We start from the raw sequence: 18,231 nt of genomic DNA, 5'->3' as shown, positions 1-18,231 counted from the left end.
ACCATGACCATCAGCCACCCTGAGAACGTCACCGCCCGCCTCCACTCCGCCGCCCACCACCCGCCCGCCCACGCCCCGGCCGGTGCCGACGTCCACCCGGTGCTGCGCCGGGTCGCCGCCCCGCCGGCCGCACTCGACCTGCTCGCCGACGCGCACCGCACCCTCGCCCGGTCCCGCTCCCTGGAGGACCCGCTGGAGCGGTACGCCGCCGCCCACCTGGCCGCGCTGCGCACGGTCGCGGCCGTGCTCGCCGTCCGCGGCCGGCCGGAGAAGAGCGCCCGGCGGCGCCAGGCCATCCGCAGCGCCTGGGAGGTCCTGCCCGAGGTCGCGCCCGAGCTCGCCGAGTGGGCGCCCTACTTCGCCGCCGGCGCCCGCCGCCGGGCCGCCGCGGAGGCCGGGATCAAGGGGGCGGCCTCGGCCCGCGACGCCGACGACCTGATCCGCAACTCCGCGCTCTTCCTCCGCCTGGTCGAGCGGCTGCTGGGGCTGCACCCGGTGCCGCCCGCCCCGCGGCTGCCACTGGACGGCGAGGCCGTCGGCGACCCGGATCCCCGGGGGTGACCGGCGGCGCCGACGCGCACCCCGGCCGGTCCCGGACAGGGCCTACAGTGGAGGCCATCCGATCGATCTGCCGAGGAGCCCCGCCTTGTACCCGACGCGTCCCCGCAGCGCCCTGCGTACCGCCGTGGTCTGGGAGGTGGTGCGCGCAGCCCTGGAGAAGCGGGCGGCCGAGCTGGACCAGCCGGTGCTCGACGTGGTCGACACCGGCGGCGGCACCGGCAACTTCGCCGTGCCGGTCGCCCGGCTGGGCCACCGCGTCACCGTGGTCGACCCGAGCCCCGACGCGCTGTTCGCCCTGGAGCGCCGGGCCGCCGAGGCCGGCGTGACCGACCTGGTGCGCGCCGTCCAGGGCGACACCCAGACACTGCCCGAGCTGGTCGCGCCCGGCAGCGTGGACGCGGTGCTCTGCCACGGCGTGCTGGAGGTCGTGGACGACCCGGCCGAGGCGCTCGGCAGCCTGGCCGCCACCCTGCGCCGCGGCGGTTTCGTCAGCCTGCTGGCCGCCAACCGCAACGGCGCGGTGCTCGCCCGCGCGCTCGGGGGCCACTTCAACGACGCCCGGACGGTGCTGGACGCCCCCGACGGCCGCTGGGGCGGGAACGACCCGATGCCGCGCCGCTTCACCGGTGACGAGCTCGACCGGCTGGCCGTCGGCGCCGGTCTGCGGGTGGACTCGGTGCACGGCGTCCGGGTCTTCGCCGACCTGGTGCCCGGCGTCCTGGTGGACACCGAGCCCGGTGCGCTGGAGGCGCTGCTCAGGCTGGAGGAGGCCGCGGCCGGACAGCCCGCGTTCCACGCGGTGGCGACCCAGCTCCACCTGCTGGCCACCCTGGCGTGACCCGGCGATGAGCAGGGGGCGGCCATGCGCCGCCCCGGTCCGACCGGCTGCGAGGAGCGCCCTGCTCCACCCCGGATCCACGCCCTCCCCGCCGGAGCTGCCCAGCTCCCGACCCATTCCAGCGGATCGGGCACTTGTCCGGGCCGGGCGGCGTTGAGTCCAGTGCGGCGCGGACCGCCCGATGCGGCCCGTCCCGCGCGTGGTCGACCACCCCGGAACGGGCCCGTGGACCGTATGATCTGGGTAAAGCCGGAAAGCATGACAGCCGGACGCTCGGGGCATATGGACGACACGGGCCCGGGCCCCCGTACAGGCGTCCGACCGCGCGTTTTCATGGCTGATTGGACTTGCCTCCCCGACCGGGGCGGCGGACCGGTCGCACCCGCGACCGACGAGTAGGAGGACTCCGTGCCGCTCTCGGAGCACGAGCAGCGACTGCTCGACCAGATGGAGCGAGCGCTGTATGCCGAAGATCCCAAATTCGCGTCGGCGCTTGAGGGAACCGGGCTGCGCACCTACACCCGTCGGCGGGTCTACCTGGCCGTCGGAGGCTTCGTGCTGGGTGTCGGCCTGCTGATGGGCGGCATGGTCGTCCCCGACCAGATCTGGGTCAGCGTCGTCGGGTTCCTGGTGATGCTGGGGTGCGCGGTCTTCGCCGTGACGGGTTGGCGCCGCGGTTCCGCGGGTCAGGCCTCCGGCCCCCGGCCGGCCGCCGCTCCGCGCCGCAAGGCGGGGATGATGGACCGGGTGGAGCAGCGCTGGCAGCGGCGCCGGGACGAGCAGACCGGCGGGTTCTGAGCGGCCCCGCAGGCCTCAGCCGTACGAACGCCGAGAGGGCGGGCAGTCGATCCGACTGCCCGCCCTCGGCGTTTCCGTTCGGCGGCCCGCGCTCCGGCGACCCGTGTGACGCGTGTGACGCGTGACCCGGGTCCGGGACCGGAGCCGCGGCGGCTCCGGTCCCGGCGGCCGGTCTCAGGACCTGCCGTCGTCCTCGCCGCCCCGGCGCCGCAGCCGGCCCCAGGCCCGGCGCACCGGCCCGGTGACCGCCCCGGTCACCCGGGCGAACCGGCGGCGCACGGCGAGCCGGGCGCCCAGCACCACATCGGAGATCCGCCACCAGAGCTGGGCCGAGGACGGCGGCAGCAGCACGGCCCTGGTCCGGACGGCCCGGCCGGCGCCGGCGCGCAGGCCCTCCCGGGCGGTCCGGACGTCCGCCGCCACCGGCTCGGAGAGCTGGGCGGAGCGCGCGTAGAGCACCCGCTCGGTGGCCAGCGCCAGTCGCCCGGCGGCGGCGGCCGCCTCGGTGTCGAGCTCGGCGGTCTCCGCGATCCGGCGGGCGGCGGCGCGCGGGGTGCGCGACTCGTCCGGCGGGATGCCGGCGTCCCAGGCGGAGTCGATCAGCTCGTCCCAGGCGGCCAGCACCTGGGCGTCGGTGAGCTCCGCCGGCCCGTCCCCGCCGGGCCGGCGCCGCCCGCCCGCGCCGAGCCGGCGGCGGCGCAGCCGCGTCCGCCAGACCATCGGCGTGAGCAGCAGCGCGACGACCAGCAGTGCCACGGCGACGGCGACCAGCACCTGCCAGGACGGCACCCAGGACTCCTGCCGCTGCGCGCCGGCGGCCTTCTGCTCGTCGCCGCACTCGCCCATCCGGCGCAGCTTGGGGTCGCAGCTGCTGCTCGTCGTGGGCAGCGTGACCGGGCCGGTGGCCTGCGCGGTGAGGGTCGGCTGCGGGGCCGGGGCGGTGGTGGGCTCGACGACCTGCGAGGTGTAGCGGGGCTGCACGCCGAGGCCCTTGGTCGGCTCGAAGCGCATCCAGCCGTAGCCCTCGAAGTACAGCTCCGGCCAGGCGTGGTACATCCGGCCGGTCACCGAGTACGAGTTGCCGGCCTTCGCGTTGCCGGGCATGAAGCCGACCGCGACCCGGGCCGGGATCTGCAGGGTGCGCGCCATCGCCGCCATGGAGGAGGCGAAGTGGACGCAGAACCCGCGCTTGTCGCGCAGGAAGGCCTCGATCGCGGTGCTGCCGGTGCCGCTGTCCTTGATGGCGGTGGTGTACTCGAACTCCGGGCCGGTGAACCAGTTCTGCAGGGCGATCGCCTTGTCGTACGGCGTCTTCGCGTTCCTGGTCAGGGCCGCGGCCTGCTGGGCGACGCTCACCGGCAGGTTCGCGGGCACCGAGGTGTACTGGTCCCTGATCCTGGACGGGGCGGGCGGGGCGTTGCGCAGCTCGTCCGCCGTGGGCTTCACGTCCAGCGCGACGACCTTGTAGTTCAGGCCCTTGAGCGCCCTGTCCCGGTTCGGCACGACGGTGCCGGTGAGGCTGTCCATCCGCCAGTCGGAGCGGTTGGGGAGGCTGACCGAGGACGCCGGGTAGGGCATCGGCAGCCAGCCCTCCTCCAGCCGGTTGCCGATCCTGAACTCGCCGGTCACCGTGGGCGCCTTGAAGTCCCGCAGGCCCTCCGGCTGCGGGAAGGTGCTCGGGAGCTCGGAGACCGCCGGCTTGCTGAGCGTCCACGCGGTGCCGTCGAACTTGTCGAGCGAGCCGGTGCGCAGGTAGGCGGTGTCCGCGAAGACGCTGTCCATCGCGTACGTGAACAGCTCTTCGTTGCTGGGGTTGGTCAGGTGCGAGGCCATGCTGACCAGCGGGTCCAGGCTGCTGACGCCGCCGGTGCCCGAACCCGGGCCGCCGGAGCCGCCCGAGCCGCCGGCGTGGATCAGGCCGCCGTCCCACTGCGGGAGGAACGGGGGCACCAGCAGGGCCAGCGCCAGGGCGAGCACGCCGACCCGCTGGCCGCTCAGGCTGAGCGAACCGGAGCCCTCGGTGCCGCGCGGCGTCCCGCGGAAGACCCGGCCCCAGCGGGAGACCCGGTCCTGGCCCTCGGCGAAGAGCAGCACCAGGTAGCCGGCGGCCGCGAGGCCGAACCAGACCCAGCTGCCGTGGTCGCCGGCCAGGCCGTTGCCGACCGAGTAGAGCGCCAGCAGCGGCAGCCCGGCCAGGGCCGAGCGCCGGTAGGTCACCGCGACGGTGTCCACCAGGACGGCGATCAGCCCGATGGAGCCGACCAGGATGAGCCGCAGGCCCGCGCTGGGCGGGGCCGGGATGGCGTACTGCTCGATGTCGTCCAGGCCGTGGGCGAAGACCCGGCCGAGGGCCGACACCGAGTCGGTGCCGGGCACCAGGCCGCCCCACGTCGCGGCGGAGCCCGCGAAGCCGATCAGCAGCATCAGGAACAGGGCGACCAGCTGCCCGAGCGGCACCGTCCAGCGGTAGAACGGTGTCCGGCGCAGGCCCGCGCCGGACACCGCGACCACGGCGATCACCAGGTAGGCGTGGGTGATCCAGCCCTTGGTGGTGAGCAGCGGGGTCAGGCAGAGCGCGGCCAGGGCGGTGGCCAGCGCCGAGTACGCGGTCAGTTTGGCCCGGGTGGTCACGCGCCGGCCTCTTCTCGGTAGGGGGAGGGCGACTCGGCCCGGTCGACGGCCTGCCACAGCTCGGGGAGGGAGTCCCCGGCGCGCACCGGCAGGACGGTCCAGCCGGCCTCGCGCAGCTGCCGGACCCGGTCCTGGAACTCCTCCCCGCCGGTGTCGGGGGCGATCATCCGCAGGCCGGCCCAGGTGCCGGTGTCGAGCAGGAAGGCCACGGCGCCGCCGGTGCGGGTGCGCAGCCGGGCCAGGCGGGCGGTCTGCTCCTCGTCCAGATCGCCGAGGACGGCGACCAGCAGGCCCTCGCCGGAGGCCCGCAGCGGGTCCTCCGCCCGGGAGAGCCCGCTGCCGTCGGAGAGGTCGACCACGGCGAGCGCGTCCAGGATCAGGCCGGAGGCGTCGGCGGCGGTGTTGCCGCCGCCTCCGGCCTCGGGGCCGGGGACGCAGTGGCCGAGGTCGGTGAGCAGCCGGGTCTGGTAGCCGCGCTGCAGCAGGTGGACGGCGACCGACGCGGCGCAGCCGACCGCCCACTCGAAGGAGGAGGCGGGGCCGCTGCCCCGGTGGCCGATCTCGCGGGTGTCCAGCAGGACGGCGGCCCGCGCCTTCTGCGGCTGCTCCTCGCGGCGGACCATCAGCTCGCCGTAGCGCGCGGTGGACTTCCAGTGCACCCGGCGCAGGTCGTCGCCGGGCCGGTACTCGCGCAGGATGACGTCGTCGTCGCCGGCCAGCGCCAGGGTGCGGGCCCGGCTCTCGCCCTGGCCGATCCACTCGCCGCTGAGCCGGACGTGCGGCAGCTGCTGGACCTGCGGCACCACGGTGAGCACGTCCGAGGCGGAGAAGGAGCGGCTGAGCTCGCACATCCCGAACGGGTCGGCGAGGCGCAGCTGCAGCGGGCCGAGCGGGTAGCGGCCGCGCAGGTCGGAGCGGACCCGGTAGGACACCTCGTGGTGCCCGCGCGGCTCGACCCGGTCCAGCACGAAGCGCGGGCGCGGCCCGAGCACGTACGGGACCTTGTCCTCCAGCAGGAGCAGACCGGTGGGCACCCGGGAGACGTTGTCGATCCGCAGGTGGACCCGGGCCTCCTGGCCGGCGACGGCCCGGTGCGGGCTGAGCCGCCGGCCGCTGGCCACCCGGTACCGGGTGCCGGCCAGCAGCAGGGCGGCGGTCAGCGGGAGGGCGGCGAGCAGGACGCCGACGTGCAGCAGCGCGCTCTGGTCGAGCAGGTAGGAGCAGGCCACCGCGGTGAGCCCGGCGGCGAGGAAGGACCGGCCCCGGGTGGTGAGGCCGCGCAGGCCGGCGCGCAGGCCCGACGATCCGTCGGACGGTGACACCTCAGCCCCTCCGGACGGCCGGGCCGCCCTGCGGGCGCGGCAGCGGCAGCCGGGCGACCAGCTCGGTCACGATCTGCTCGGCTGTGCGGCGGCTGAGGTGGCTCTCCGCGGTCGGCATCAGGCGGTGGGCGAGCACCGGGACGGCCAGGCGCTGGATGTCGTCCGGGGTGACGTAGTCGCGGCCGTCCAGGGCTGCGGCGGCGCGGGCGGCGCGCACCAGGTGCAGGGTGGCGCGCGGCGAGGCGCCCAGGCGCAGCTCGTGGCTGGTGCGGGTGGCGCCGACCAGGTCGACGGCGTAGCGGCGGACCGGGTCGGCGATGTGCACGGTGCGCACCAGGTCGATCAGCTTGAGGATGTCCGCGGCGTGCGCGACCGGCTGCAGGTCGTCCAGCGGGCTGGCGCCGCCGTGCACGTCGAGCATGGCCAGCTCGGCCTCGGGGCTCGGGTAGCCCATCGAGATCCGGGCCATGAAGCGGTCCCGCTGGGCCTCGGGGAGTGCGTAGGTGCCCTCCATCTCGACCGGGTTCTGGGTGGCCACGACCATGAACGGCGAGGGCAGCTCGTAGCTGGTGCCGTCGATGGTGACCTGGCGCTCCTCCATCGACTCCAGCAGCGCGGACTGGGTCTTCGGCGAGGCGCGGTTGATCTCGTCGCCGACCACGATCTGGGCGAAGATCGCGCCCGGGCGGAACTCGAAGTCGCGCTGGTGCTGGTCGTAGATGTTGGTGCCGGTGACGTCCGAGGGCAGCAGGTCCGGGGTGAACTGGATGCGCCGCACGGTGCAGTCGACGGACCGGGCGAGCGCCTTGGCCAGCATGGTCTTGCCGACGCCGGGCACGTCCTCCAGCAGCAGGTGGCCCTCGGCGAGCAGGACGGTGAGCGCGATCCGGACGGCCTCCGGCTTGCCCTCGATCACGCTCTCGATGTTCTGCCGCACCCGGTCCACGACGGCGGCGAGCTCGGGCAGACCGACCGGGTGGTACCCGGGTCCCCGCTGGTCGGCCCCCGCGCGACCTTCGAGACCGGCCTGATCGTTGTAGCTCGTCACCCGTACGCTCCCTGGCACCTTCGCCCGCCTCACCCCGAGGCCGGGCCCCCACCCCATGCTTGACGCGGGCCTTCGAGGAGCGGTTCCGCGCGGGACACCGGCGCCGGGGAGGGCCTGCGGCCTGGCCGCCCCAGGTGGTTCGGGGTCAGACCGGCAGGCGCATTCTCCCCCGCGCGGTGGCCAGAAGTCACCCTCTTGCCGGGAAGCACCGGGATGCGGTCCGGGCGGTCGCGGGGCGGTGCGCGGTGGCGCCGCGGCGGCGCAGCGCAGGTCGGCCGCGATCGGGCGGGGGAGCCCCGGCGGGCCCGGACGGCGCTGGCCGGGCGGCCGGGGGCGGTGGCGCCGGGAGGATCAGGAGATCTCGCGCAGCAGCCCGGTGTGGACGTCGAAGACGAAGCCGCGCACGTCGTCGGTGTGCAGCAGGAACGGCGAGGTGCGCACCCGCTGCATGGACTGCCGGACGTCGCCGTCGAGGTCGACGAAGGACTCCACCGCCCACTGCGGGCGCTGGCCGACCTCCAGCTCCAGCTCGCGCCGGAAGTCCTCGGTGAGGCCGAGCAGGCCGCAGCCGGTGTGGTGGATCAGCGCGATCGAGCGGGTGCCGAGCGCGCGCTGGCTGATGGTGAGGGACCGGATGGTGTCGTCGGTGACGACGCCGCCGGCGTTGCGGATGACGTGCGCGTCGCCCAGCTCCAGGCCGAGGGCGGCGAACAGGTCGAGTCGGGCGTCCATGCAGGCGACCACGGCGATCTGCTGGACGGGGCGGGCGTCCATGCCACCGTCGCGGAAGGTCACCGCGTACTCGCGGTTGGACGCCACGAAGCGGTCGATGATGGCGGGTGCGGTGTCGGCAGCGGCGGTCGGCGTGGGCCGGTCGGGGGTCACTGTCATGGTGGAGACGTTAGTGCGATTCACCGCCGCGTGGTGGGGCCGGGGGCTACAGACCGGGCGGCTGTGACCGAGTGCATATCCACAAAGCGGCACCGTCGCGGGCGTTCCGTCCCGATCCGCCCACCGGGGCGCAGGCGGCTCCGGCGGGCGGGGGCGCGCACCCCCGCGCCCTGCCGCCGGGCCGGCCGCGGGGTGTCCGGTGGGGCCCCTGCGACCTGCGGTGATCCGTACCGCCGCCCGGGTGGTGCGCCGGAGCGGGCCATTGACTGGCGGGGGCCGCGCGATAGAGTTGCGGCGCAGTGGAGCACACCCGCCGGGGCCCGTCAACCGGGTCTTTCCGGCCGGTGCGGCGGCCGACGCGGCCCGTGGCCTCCACCCGCTCCGTGCCACCTGGCGCACCTTCCCCGGTGCCGGGCGGTCACGACCTTCCCCCTGAGCGGGCGGGGACCACGGGCCGCGTCCCGGCCCCGCGGGCTCCCCCCGTGCGCCGGTCGCGGCCCGCGGTGGGCCAAAATGGTCGGAGCTCCCGGACGTCGGGCTGCTCCGCACCGAGGAAGGGCGCCACCGCGCATGACCACCAACGATCCGGCTCCCAAGCACGTCCCGGTGATGCTGCAGCGGTGCATGGACGCGCTGGCACCCGCGATCTCCCGGCCCGGCGCCGTGGTGGTGGACGCCACCCTCGGTCTCGGCGGGCACAGCGAGGCCCTGCTGACCCAGTTCCCGGACGTCCGGCTGATCGCGGTGGACCGCGACCCGGCGGCGCTGAAGCTCTCCGGCGAGCGGCTGGCCCGTTTCGGTGACCGGGCCACCCTGGTGCACGCCGTCTACGACGAGATCCCCGAGGTGCTGGAGCGCCTGGGCGTCGACCGGATCGACGGCGTCCTGTTCGACCTCGGCGTCTCCTCGATGCAGCTGGACGAGGCCGAGCGCGGCTTCGCGTACGCGCAGGACGCCCCGCTGGACATGCGGATGGACCAGACCCGCGGCATCAGCGCGGCCGAGGTGCTGAACACCTACAGCCACGGCGAGCTGGCCCGGATCCTCAAGTTCTACGGCGAGGAGCGGTTCGCCGGGAAGATCGCCTCGGTGATCGTGCGCGAGCGGGAGAAGGAACCGTTCACCAACAGCGCGCGTCTGGTCGATTTGGTCCGCAACGCCATTCCGGCCGCCACCCGCCGCACCGGCGGCAACCCGGCCAAGCGCACCTTCCAGGCGCTGCGGATCGAGGTCAACGGCGAGCTGGAGGTGCTGGACCGGGCGATCCCGGGCGCACTGGACGCGCTGGCGCTGGGCGGGCGGATCGTCGTGATGTCCTACCAGTCGCTGGAGGACCGCCTGGTCAAGCAGTACTTCGCGGCCGGCGCGACCAGCACCGCCCCGCCCGGGCTGCCGTTCGTCCCGGAGGAGCACCAGCCCTGGCTGAAGCTGATCACCCGCGGTGCCGAGCAGGCCACCGAGGCGGAGATCGAGGAGAACCGGCGTGCCGCGCCCGTGCGGCTGCGGGTGGCGGAGAGGATCAGGGACCGAAGCACCCGGGGCTGACCAGGCCGGGGCGGTCCGAAGGGCGGAGGAGACAGCGTGGTGGCCGGAGGCGGGGCGGGGAGTGCGGCACTCCCCGGGCAGGGCGGCAGGGCGCGGATCACGGTCCGCCCCGGGCGGCGGCCGGTACGGGGGCGGACGCCGTTCGCGGTGCTGGTGGTGATCCTGCTGGCGGCCGGGCTGCTCGGCCTGCTCGCGCTGAACACCGCGCTCAACGAGGGCTCCTTCGAGCTCTCCCGGCTGCAGCGGCAGACCACCGTGCTCACCGACGAGCAGCAGGGCCTGCAGCACCAGATCGACCAGAACTCCGCGCCGGACGCGCTCGCCCGCCGGGCCGCCGAGCTGGGCATGGTCCCGGCCGGCGGGATGGCCTTCCTGGACGTCCCGAACGGCGGCAAGGTGCTGGGCTCGCCCGGCCCGGCGCAGGACGGCCAGCCGGTGAAGCGCTCCACCGCCGAGCCGTGGCCCGGCAAGCCGCAGCCCTCGCCGAGCGCCCAGCCGAGCGGGGCGGCGCCGAGTGCGCCGGCGTCCGGCGGCGACACCACCGTGCGGGTCAACCCGGCGCAGCCGGCCGCGCCCACCGCGGGCGGGGGTGCGGGCCGATGAGCGACTGGAAGCCCTCCGGCGGAGCGGGCGGCACCGGTCGGCCCCGGCCGACGGCCAAGGGCGCCGCGCCGCGCCAGACCCCCCGTGGCCAGACCCCGCGCGGCCAGGTGCCGCGGGCCCAGGGCGGTCGCCCCCAGCCCGCGAAGGCGCAGCCGGCCAAGCCACAGCCCGCCGCCCGGTCGACGCAGCCGCCGAAGGCCCAGCCCGCCAAGGCTCAGCCCGCGAAGGCCCAGCCGGCCAAGCCGCAGCCCGCCAAGCCGCAGCCGGCCAAGGCCCAGCCGGCGAGGTCGCAGCAGCCGCCGCCGCCCGTGCGGTCGCAGTCGCCCAGGCCCGCGCCCGCCAAGGGCGGGACGCCCCGCAGCCGGGACCCGAAGGCCGGGGCCCCGCGGACCCCGCAGCAGCGCCGCCCCGACGCCCGCCCGGCTGCCCGCGGCCAGGGAACGGGCCGGCCGCGCCCGAAGTCCCGCCCGCCGCAGCCCCGCTCGATCAAGCTGGCCGACCCGCGCCGCCGGCTCCGGGTGGTCACGGTGGCGCTCTCCCTGGTGTTCTCGGTCTTCGCCGGCCGCCTGGTCCAGCTCCAGCTGGTGGACTCCGACGCGCTGGCCGCCGACGCCAACACCAACCGCTACCTGGACATCCCGATCACCGCCGAGCGCGGCTCGATAACGTCCGCCGACGGCGTGGCCCTGGCCACCACCGTCGACGCGTACGACATCACGGCGGACCCCGCCATGTTCACCCCGCAGGCCGCCGGCATCCCGGACGCCCCCGAGCAGGCGGCCGCGCTGCTGGCGCCGATCCTCGGCCTCCCCAAGGAGAAGATCGCCGCCGACCTGCACACGCCCAAGACCCGCTACAAGCGCCTGGCCGCCCAGCAGACCCCGGACGTCAAGAACCAGATCAGCGACCTCAAGTCGACCCTGGAGAAGCAGGCCGGCTCGCGGTCCTGCGCGGCCCAGAAGCGGCTGCTGAACAAGCCCACCGAGGACGGCGGGCGGACCAGGCTGGACAACGAGTGCGTCAACCCGCTGGCCGGGGTCTTCAACCGCGACACCCAGAAGCGCGTCTACCCCTCGGACGGCCTGGCCGCCAACCTGGTCGGCTTCGTCAACGCCGAGGGCGAGGGCGCCGGCGGCCTGGAGCAGCAGTACCAGAAGCAGCTGGCCGGCAAGGAGGGCCACAGCAGCTACGCCCAGTCCGGCGGCAGGCTGGTGCCCACCGCCGGGGGCTCGCTCGACCCCTCCGTGCCCGGCACCGACCTGCGGCTGACCATCAACCGGGACGTCCAGTGGGCCGCCCAGCGCGCCATCACCGACCAGGTCGCCAACGCCGGGGCGGAGAAGGGCTACGTCATCGTCCAGGACGTGAAGACCGGTCAGGTGCTCGCGATGGCCACCTCGCCCGGCTTCAACCCCAACAGCCTGGGCAGCGCCAAGGCCAACCAGCTGGGCAACGCGGCGCTCCAGGACGTCTACGAGCCCGGCAGCACCGCCAAGCTGATGACCATGGCCGCGGTGCTGGACACCGGCAAGGCGAGCTGGGACACCAAGGTCACCGTCCCCTACCCGCTGGTCCGCGGTGACACGGCGTTCAAGGACGACGAGGTGCACGACACCTGGTACCTGACCCTGGCCGGGGTGCTCGCCAAGTCCTCCAACATCGGTACCATCGAGGCCGCCCAGACCCTGGGCGCCACCCAGCCCGAGGCCAACAAGGTGCTCTACGACTACCTGCGGAAGTTCGGCATCGGCCAGCAGACCGGCCTGGGCTTCCCCGGGGAGACGGCCGGCATCCTGGACAAGCCGGAGGACTGGAAGGCGTCGAAGCAGTACACCATCCCGTTCGGCCAGGGCCTGTCGGTCAACGCCCTGCAGGCGACCTCGGTGTACTCCACCATCGCCAACGGCGGGGTGCGGGTCGCCCCCAGTGTCGTCCAGGGCACCACCGCGCCGGACGGTCGGTACACGCCGGCCCCGCCGGGGGCGGAGTCCCGGGTGGTCTCCGAGCAGACCGCCAGGACGCTCACCGAGATGCTGGAGTCCGTCGTCACCGACGAGCAGGGCACCGGCGGCAGGGCGGCCATCCCCGGCTACCGGGTGGCGGGCAAGACCGGTACTGCCAACCGGGTGGACCCGAAGACCGGCGGCTACCGCGGGTACACCGCCTCGTTCATCGGCTTCGCCCCGGCCGACCAGCCCCGGGTCACCGTCTCCTGCGTGATCCAGGACCCGGTCAACGGCCACTTCGGCGGCCAGCTCTGCGGGCCGGTGTTCAAGCAGGTGATGGAGTTCACCCTCAAGACCCTGCAGGTGCCGCCGAGCGGGAGCGAGGCGCCCAACCTGCCCGTCGAGTGGAAGCCGTGATCGACCATGGACAACGAGCGGGCCGGGCGGGACGACGGCACGGCGGCGGCCCGGTTTGGCAAGGGACGCCCTTCGGCGGATAGCCTTCCCGCCGTGCCGAAACCCGATCAAATCACCGTGAGCCCGCCCCGCCCCGCCGGGGCCGCGGCCCAGCCGCTCGCCGAGCTGGCCCGACTGCTCGGCCTCGCGCCGGTCGAGGGGGGCCCGGTCACCGGCGTCACCCACGACTCCCGCGCCGTCCGCCCGGGCGACGTGTACGTGGCCTTCCCCGGCGCCAACCACCACGGCGCGGCCTTCGCGGCCCAGGCCGCGGCGGCGGGCGCGGTCGCGCTGCTCACCGACCCGGCCGGCGCCGAGCTGGCGGCCGGCACCGGCCTGCCGATGCTGGTCGTCGACCGGCCCCGGGCCCGGATGGGCGAGCTGGCCGCCGCCGTCTACGGCCGGCCCTCCGAGCGGCTGCTGATGATCGGGCTGACCGGCACCAACGGCAAGACCACCACCTCCTACCTGGTCGAGGGCGGCCTGCGCGGCGCCGGGCGCAGCCCCGGCGTGATCGGCACCGTCGAGATGCGGGTCGGCGAGGAGCGGATCAAGAGCGAGCGGACCACCCCCGAGGCCACCGACCTGCACGCGATCCTCGCCGTGATGGGCGAGCGCGGCGCGGACGCGGTGACCATGGAGGTCTCCAGCCACGCGCTGGTGTTCGGCCGCACCGACGGCGTGGTCTACGACGTCGCGCTGTTCAACAACCTCACCCCCGAGCACCTCGACTTCCACCCGGACATGGAGGACTACTTCCAGGCGAAGGCCCGGCTCTTCCAGCCCGGCAAGTCCCGCCTCGGGGTGGCCAACCTGGACGACGCCTACGGGCGCCGGCTGGTCGCCGAGGCGAAGATCCCGGTCACCTCCTTCTCCGCCACCGGCGCCCCCGGGGCCGACTGGCGGGCGCTGGACGTCCAGCTCGGTCCGGTCGGCTCGACCTTCCGGGTGCTCGGCCCGGACGGCGCCGAGGCCGACGCCGCGGTCCCGCTGCCCGGCCCGTTCAACGTCGCCAACGCGCTGGCCGCGATCACCGTCCTGGTCACCGCCGGGCTGCCGCTGGAGCAGGCCGTGGCCGGGGTCGCCGCGGTGCCCGGGGTGCCCGGCCGCCTGGAGCGGGTGGACGCCGGACAGCCCTACGTCGCGGTGGTCGACTACGCCCACAAGCCGGACGCCCTGCAGGCCGTCCTCGGCTCGCTGCGCGAGGTCACCAAGGGCCGGCTGCACGTGGTGGTCGGCTGCGGCGGCGACCGCGACCCGCACAAGCGCGCCCCGATGGGCGCCATCGCCGCCCGCCTCGCCGACACGGCCCTGCTGACCAGCGACAACCCGCGCAGCGAGGACCCGCTGGCGATCCTCGCCACCATGCTGACCGGCGCCGCCTCGGTGCCCGAGGCCGAGCGCGGCGCCGTCCTGGTCGTGCCCGACCGGGCCGAGGCGATCCACCTCGCGGTGGCCCGCGCCCAGGCCGGGGACACCGTGCTGGTGGCCGGCAAGGGCCATGAACTTGGCCAGTACGTCCGAGACGAGATCCGCCCCTTCGACGACCGGGAGGTGCTGCGCGAGGCGATCGCGCGGACCACGGCCGCCCGGGGCACCGGAGTAGTGGAGCAGCCGTGATCGCACTGACCCTGGCCGAGGTGGCCGCAGCAGTCGGGGGCACCCTGGACGGCGCCGACCCCGCCACCCCGGTCACCGGCCCGGTCGAGGTCGACTCCCGCAAGGTGCGCCCCGGGGGCCTCTTCGCGGCGTTCGTCGGCGAGCACGTCGACGGCCACGACTACGCCGAGCGGGCCGTCGCGGCCGGCGCCGTCGCGGTGCTGGCCTCCCGCCCCGTCGGCGTCCCCGCCGTCCTGGTGGACAGCGTCGTGGACGCGCTCGGCAAGCTGGCCCGGGCCGTGGTCGCCCGCGCCGAGGGCACCGCCGTGGTCGCGCTGACCGGCTCGGCCGGCAAGACCAGCACCAAGGACCTGATCGCCCAGCTGCTCCAGCGCCACGGCGAGACCGTCTACCCGCCGGGCTCGCTCAACAACGAGATCGGCCACCCGATGACCGCGCTGCGGGTCGAGGAGGGCACCCGGCACCTGGTGATGGAGATGGGCGCCCGGCACAAGGGCGACATCGAGTACCTCACCACGATCACCCCGCCCCGGATCGGCCTGGTGCTGAACGTCGGCACCGCGCACGTCGGCGAGTTCGGCTCCCAGGAGGCGATCGCCGAGGCCAAGGGCGAGCTGGTGGAGGCGCTGCCCGCGGAGGGCACGGCGATCCTCAACGCCGACGACCCGCTGGTCCGGGCGATGGCCGCCCGGACCAAGGCCAAGGTGGTGTACTTCGGCGAGTCCCGGGAGGCGGACGTCCGGGCACAGGATGTTCGCCTGGACTCCACCGGACGGCCATCGTTCACGTTGACCACCCCCACCGGTTCCGCAGCCGTGCAGCTGCGCCTGTACGGTGAGCACCACGTCTCGAACGCCCTCGCCGCCGCCGCGGTGGCGGTGGAGCTCGGGATGTCCGTCGACGACACCGCCGAAGCGCTGAGCGAGGCGGGTGCGCTGTCCCGCTGGCGCATGGAGGTCGTCGACCGGGCCGATGGTGTCACCGTCGTCAACGACGCCTACAACGCGAACCCCGACTCGATGCGGGCCGCGCTGCGGGCGCTGGTCTCGATGGGGGGACGCGGCCCGGAGCGCCGTCGCACCTGGGCGGTGCTCGGCGAGATGCGGGAGCTCGGCGAGGAGAGCCTGGCCGAGCACGACGCCATCGGGCGGCTCGCGGTACGGCTGGACGTCACCAAGCTGGTGGCGGTCGGCGGGCGCGAGGCGGCCTGCATGGAACTGGGCGCGAGGAACGAAGGTTCGTGGGGTGAGGAGTCGGTGCTGGTGTCCGACGCGGACGCGGCGGTCGAGCTGCTGCGCAGTCAGCTGCGGCCGGGGGATGTGGTCCTGGTGAAGGCGTCCCGTTCGGTGGGGCTGGAGAAGGTGGCCGAGGCGCTGCTCGCGGACGGTGCTGCCTAAATGAAGCAGATCCTCTTCTCCGGCATGATCGGTCTGGTCCTGTCGCTGCTGGGCACCCCCGCCCTGATCAAGCTGCTCGCCAAGCACGGCTACGGCCAGTACATCCGCGACGACGGCCCGAAGGCGCACCACAGCAAGAAGGGCACGCCCACCATGGGCGGCATCGCCTTCATCCTGGCGACGCTGATCGCCTACTTCGCCACCAAGGCGATAACGGGCGAGTCCCCGACCGTCTCGGGGCTGCTGGTGCTCTTCCTGACGGCCGGTCTGGGCCTGGTCGGCTTCCTGGACGACTACATCAAGGTGGTCAAGCGCCGCTCGCTGGGCCTGCGGGCCAAGGCGAAGCTGCTCGGCCAGTCCTTCGTCGGCCTCGCCTTCGCCGGCCTGGCGCTGCAGTTCAGCGACGACCGGGGGCTCACCCCGGCCTCCCAGCACCTCTCCTTCGTCCGGGACTTCGGCTGGTCGATCGGCCCGGTGCTGTTCGTCATCTTCGCGTACTTCATGATCGCCGCGATGTCGAACGGCGTGAACCTGACGGACGGTCTGGACGGTCTGGCCACCGGCGCCTCGGTGATGGTCTTCGGCGCCTACACCTTCATCGGCCTCTGGGAGTACACCCAGAGCTGCGCGTACGCCATCACCGCCACCGCCAACTGCTACGACGTCCGCGACCCGCTGGACCTCGCGGTCGTCGCCTCGGCCCTGATGGGCTCCTGCTTCGGCTTCCTGTGGTGGAACACCTCGCCCGCCAAGATCTTCATGGGTGACACCGGCTCGCTCGCCCTCGGCGGCGCCCTGGCCGGTCTGGCGATCTGCTCCCGCACCGAGCTGCTGGTCGCCGTGCTCGGCGGCCTCTTCGTGATCATCACCCTCTCGGTGATCATCCAGGTCGGCTCCTTCCGGATGACCGGGAAGCGCGTCTTCAAGATGGCGCCGCTGCAGCACCACTTCGAACTCAAGGGCTGGACCGAGGTCCTGATCGTGGTCCGGTTCTGGATCATCCAGGGCCTCTGCGTCGCCGTCGGTCTCGGCCTCTTCTACGCGGGATGGGTGACCGGATGACCAACCTCCAGCCGGCCGGACCGGAGTGGACCGGACTGCCGGTCACCGTCGCCGGCCTCGGCGTCTCGGGCATCAGTGCGGCCCGCGTGCTGCACGGCCTCGGCGCCCGGGTCACCGTCGTGGACGGCGGCTCCGGCGAGGGCCTGAAGGCCCGCGCGGCCGAGCTGGAGGCCCAGGGCGTCACCGTCCGCCTGGGCGACGGGGCGACCCTGCCCGACGGCACCCGACTGGTCGTCACCTCGCCCGGGTGGCCGCCGAGCAGCCCGCTGTTCGCCGCGGCCGACCGGGCCGGCGTCGAGGTCTGGGGCGACGTCGAGCTCGCCTGGCGGCTGCGCAGGCCGCTGCCGTCCACCGGCGAGCCCGCCCCCTGGCTGGCCGTCACCGGCACCAACGGCAAGACCACCACCGTCCAGATGCTCGCCTCGATCCTCACCGCCGCCGGCAGGCGCACCGCCGCCGTCGGCAACGTCGGGGTCTCGGTGCTGGACGCCGTGCTCGCCGAGGAGCCGTACGACGTGCTCGCGGTCGAGCTCTCCAGCTACCAGCTGCACTGGGCGCCCTCGCTGCGCCCGTACTCGGCGGCCGTGCTCAACCTGGCGCCCGACCACCTGGACTGGCACGGCTCGATGGAGGCGTACGCCGCCGACAAGGGCCGGATCTACGAGGGCAACGTCGTCGCCTGCGTGTACAACCTGGCCGACCCGGCCACCGAGGCGCTGGTCCGCGAGGCCGACGTCGAGGAGGGCTGCCGGGCGATCGGTTTCGGCCTCGGCGCGCCCGCCCCGTCGAACTTCGGCGTGGTCGACGGCCTGCTGGTGGACCGGGCCTTCGTCCCGGACCGGACCAAGAGCGCCGCCGAGCTGGGCTCGGTGTCGGACGTCAACCCGCCGGCGCCGCACAACATCGCCAACGCGCTCGCCGCGGCGGCGCTGGCCCGGTCCTACGGCGTCGACGTCAAGGCCGTCCGCGAGGGCCTGCGGGCCTTCCGCCCGGACGCGCACCGGATCGCCGAGGTCGGCGTGGTCGGCGGGGTGACCTACGTCGACGACTCCAAGGCCACCAACACCCACGCGGCGGCCGCCTCGCTGGCCGCCTACCGGCCGATCGTCTGGATCGCCGGCGGCCTGGCCAAGGGCGCCGCCTTCGACGACCTGGTCCAGGGCGCGGCGGAGCGGCTGCGCGCCGCCGTGCTGATCGGCGAGGACCGCGCGCTGATCCGCGAGGCCCTGGCGCGACACGCGCCGGATGTCCCGGTCATCGAGGCGGCCGAGGGCCAGACTGGCGCGGTGGCGATGGCCGAGGTGGTCCGGACGGCCGCATCGCTGGCCCGGTCGGGTGACACCGTGCTGCTGGCCCCGGCCTGCGCCTCGATGGACATGTTCACCAACTACGGCGAGCGCGGCGACCTCTTCGCGGCGGCGGTCCGGGAGCTGGCGGACACGCCATAGCGGGAACGGCGAGCGGGCCGCGGAGACGAGGGAGCGCAGGAGTGGTGGCGGGGCAGGGCGGGGTG

Annotated in this window: 14 protein-coding genes; 10 read left to right on the top strand and 4 right to left on the bottom strand. The window is 74.7% G+C overall.

The features are described 5' to 3' along the window. The first annotated feature begins 3 nt into the window (after positions 1-3). The 3 genes from RMN57_RS11815 (at position 4) to RMN57_RS11805 (ending at position 2,197) form a co-directional block, all read left to right on the top strand. A complete protein-coding gene (locus RMN57_RS11815; protein WP_313763352.1) occupies positions 4-561 on the top strand; it encodes an SAV_6107 family HEPN domain-containing protein in 558 nt (185 codons plus the stop codon). Positions 562-646: 85 nt separating this feature from the next. Beyond that, a complete protein-coding gene (locus RMN57_RS11810) occupies positions 647-1,399 on the top strand; it encodes a methyltransferase domain-containing protein (RefSeq protein WP_313763351.1) in 753 nt (250 codons plus the stop codon). A gap of 408 nt (positions 1,400-1,807) precedes the next feature. Then, positions 1,808-2,197, top strand: a complete 390-nt coding sequence (locus RMN57_RS11805; RefSeq protein ID WP_313763350.1) for a DUF3040 domain-containing protein — start codon at positions 1,808-1,810, stop codon at positions 2,195-2,197. A 174-nt stretch (positions 2,198-2,371) separates the two neighbouring features. Here the strand turns inward: RMN57_RS11805 and RMN57_RS11800 are convergent, their stop codons facing one another. The 4 genes from RMN57_RS11800 to RMN57_RS11785 all read right to left on the bottom strand — a co-directional run bounded on the left by RMN57_RS11800 (position 2,372) and on the right by RMN57_RS11785 (position 8,089). Further along, on the bottom strand, positions 2,372-4,828 hold the full coding sequence (locus RMN57_RS11800) for a DUF3488 and transglutaminase-like domain-containing protein (RefSeq protein ID WP_313763349.1): 2,457 nt from the start codon (positions 4,826-4,828) through the stop codon (positions 2,372-2,374). Next, the gene (locus RMN57_RS11795; protein ID WP_313763348.1) at positions 4,825-6,150 is read right to left on the bottom strand and encodes a DUF58 domain-containing protein; all 1,326 of its coding nucleotides are present in this window, start codon (positions 6,148-6,150) and stop codon (positions 4,825-4,827) included. The genes RMN57_RS11800 and RMN57_RS11795 overlap by 4 nt, the downstream gene beginning before the upstream one ends. A 1-nt stretch (position 6,151) precedes the next feature. Beyond that, a complete protein-coding gene (locus RMN57_RS11790; protein ID WP_380233543.1) occupies positions 6,152-7,198 on the bottom strand; it encodes an AAA family ATPase in 1,047 nt (348 codons plus the stop codon). A gap of 351 nt (positions 7,199-7,549) precedes the next feature. Continuing rightward, positions 7,550-8,089, bottom strand: a complete 540-nt coding sequence (locus tag RMN57_RS11785; RefSeq protein ID WP_313763347.1) for a carbonic anhydrase — start codon at positions 8,087-8,089, stop codon at positions 7,550-7,552. 570 nt (positions 8,090-8,659) lie between these two features. On the opposite strand from RMN57_RS11785, the gene rsmH reads away from it, so the two are divergent. From rsmH to murD, 7 genes are all read left to right on the top strand, one after another. After that, positions 8,660-9,634 (top strand): 16S rRNA (cytosine(1402)-N(4))-methyltransferase RsmH, encoded by a 975-nt coding sequence (gene rsmH, locus RMN57_RS11780; protein WP_313763346.1) that lies wholly within the window; start codon positions 8,660-8,662, stop codon positions 9,632-9,634. Between the two features lie 36 nt (positions 9,635-9,670). Then, positions 9,671-10,237, top strand: a complete 567-nt coding sequence (locus RMN57_RS11775; protein ID WP_313763345.1) for a cell division protein FtsL — start codon at positions 9,671-9,673, stop codon at positions 10,235-10,237. Further along, positions 10,234-12,600 carry a penicillin-binding transpeptidase domain-containing protein gene (locus RMN57_RS11770; protein ID WP_313763344.1) on the top strand — a complete coding sequence of 789 codons (2,367 nt, stop codon included), beginning with the start codon at positions 10,234-10,236 and terminating at the stop codon, positions 12,598-12,600. Before RMN57_RS11775 ends, RMN57_RS11770 begins: the two co-directional genes overlap by 4 nt. A 93-nt stretch (positions 12,601-12,693) precedes the next feature. Continuing rightward, positions 12,694-14,259, top strand: a complete 1,566-nt coding sequence (locus RMN57_RS11765) for a UDP-N-acetylmuramoyl-L-alanyl-D-glutamate--2,6-diaminopimelate ligase (protein WP_313763343.1) — start codon at positions 12,694-12,696, stop codon at positions 14,257-14,259. Next, on the top strand, positions 14,256-15,656 hold the full coding sequence (murF, locus tag RMN57_RS11760; RefSeq protein WP_313763342.1) for a UDP-N-acetylmuramoyl-tripeptide--D-alanyl-D-alanine ligase: 1,401 nt from the start codon (positions 14,256-14,258) through the stop codon (positions 15,654-15,656). Before RMN57_RS11765 ends, murF begins: the two co-directional genes overlap by 4 nt. After that, positions 15,657-16,718 (top strand): phospho-N-acetylmuramoyl-pentapeptide-transferase, encoded by a 1,062-nt coding sequence (gene mraY, locus RMN57_RS11755; RefSeq protein ID WP_313763341.1) that lies wholly within the window; start codon positions 15,657-15,659, stop codon positions 16,716-16,718. After that, on the top strand, positions 16,715-18,166 hold the full coding sequence (gene murD / locus RMN57_RS11750; RefSeq protein WP_313763340.1) for a UDP-N-acetylmuramoyl-L-alanine--D-glutamate ligase: 1,452 nt from the start codon (positions 16,715-16,717) through the stop codon (positions 18,164-18,166). Before mraY ends, murD begins: the two co-directional genes overlap by 4 nt. Positions 18,167-18,231: the final 65 nt, after the last annotated feature.

The organism is Kitasatospora sp. CM 4170 (assembly GCF_032110285.1).
In the GTDB taxonomy this organism is placed as follows: domain Bacteria; phylum Actinomycetota; class Actinomycetes; order Streptomycetales; family Streptomycetaceae; genus Kitasatospora; species Kitasatospora aburaviensis.
Note: the sequence above shows the minus strand (reverse complement) of the source record. Positions and strands in the feature narration are given on the sequence as shown.

Excerpts from the sequence above, each read along its gene's own strand:
- murD (WP_313763340.1), top strand. The coding sequence starts at position 16,715 with ATGACCAACCTCCAGCCGGCCGGACCGGAGTGGACCGGACTGCCGGTC.
- RMN57_RS11785 (WP_313763347.1), bottom strand. The coding sequence starts at position 8,089 with ATGACAGTGACCCCCGACCGGCCCACGCCGACCGCCGCTGCCGACACC.
- RMN57_RS11770 (WP_313763344.1), top strand. The coding sequence starts at position 10,234 with ATGAGCGACTGGAAGCCCTCCGGCGGAGCGGGCGGCACCGGTCGGCCC.
- rsmH (WP_313763346.1), top strand. The coding sequence starts at position 8,660 with ATGACCACCAACGATCCGGCTCCCAAGCACGTCCCGGTGATGCTGCAG.
- mraY (WP_313763341.1), top strand. The coding sequence starts at position 15,657 with ATGAAGCAGATCCTCTTCTCCGGCATGATCGGTCTGGTCCTGTCGCTG.
- RMN57_RS11815 (WP_313763352.1), top strand. The coding sequence starts at position 4 with ATGACCATCAGCCACCCTGAGAACGTCACCGCCCGCCTCCACTCCGCC.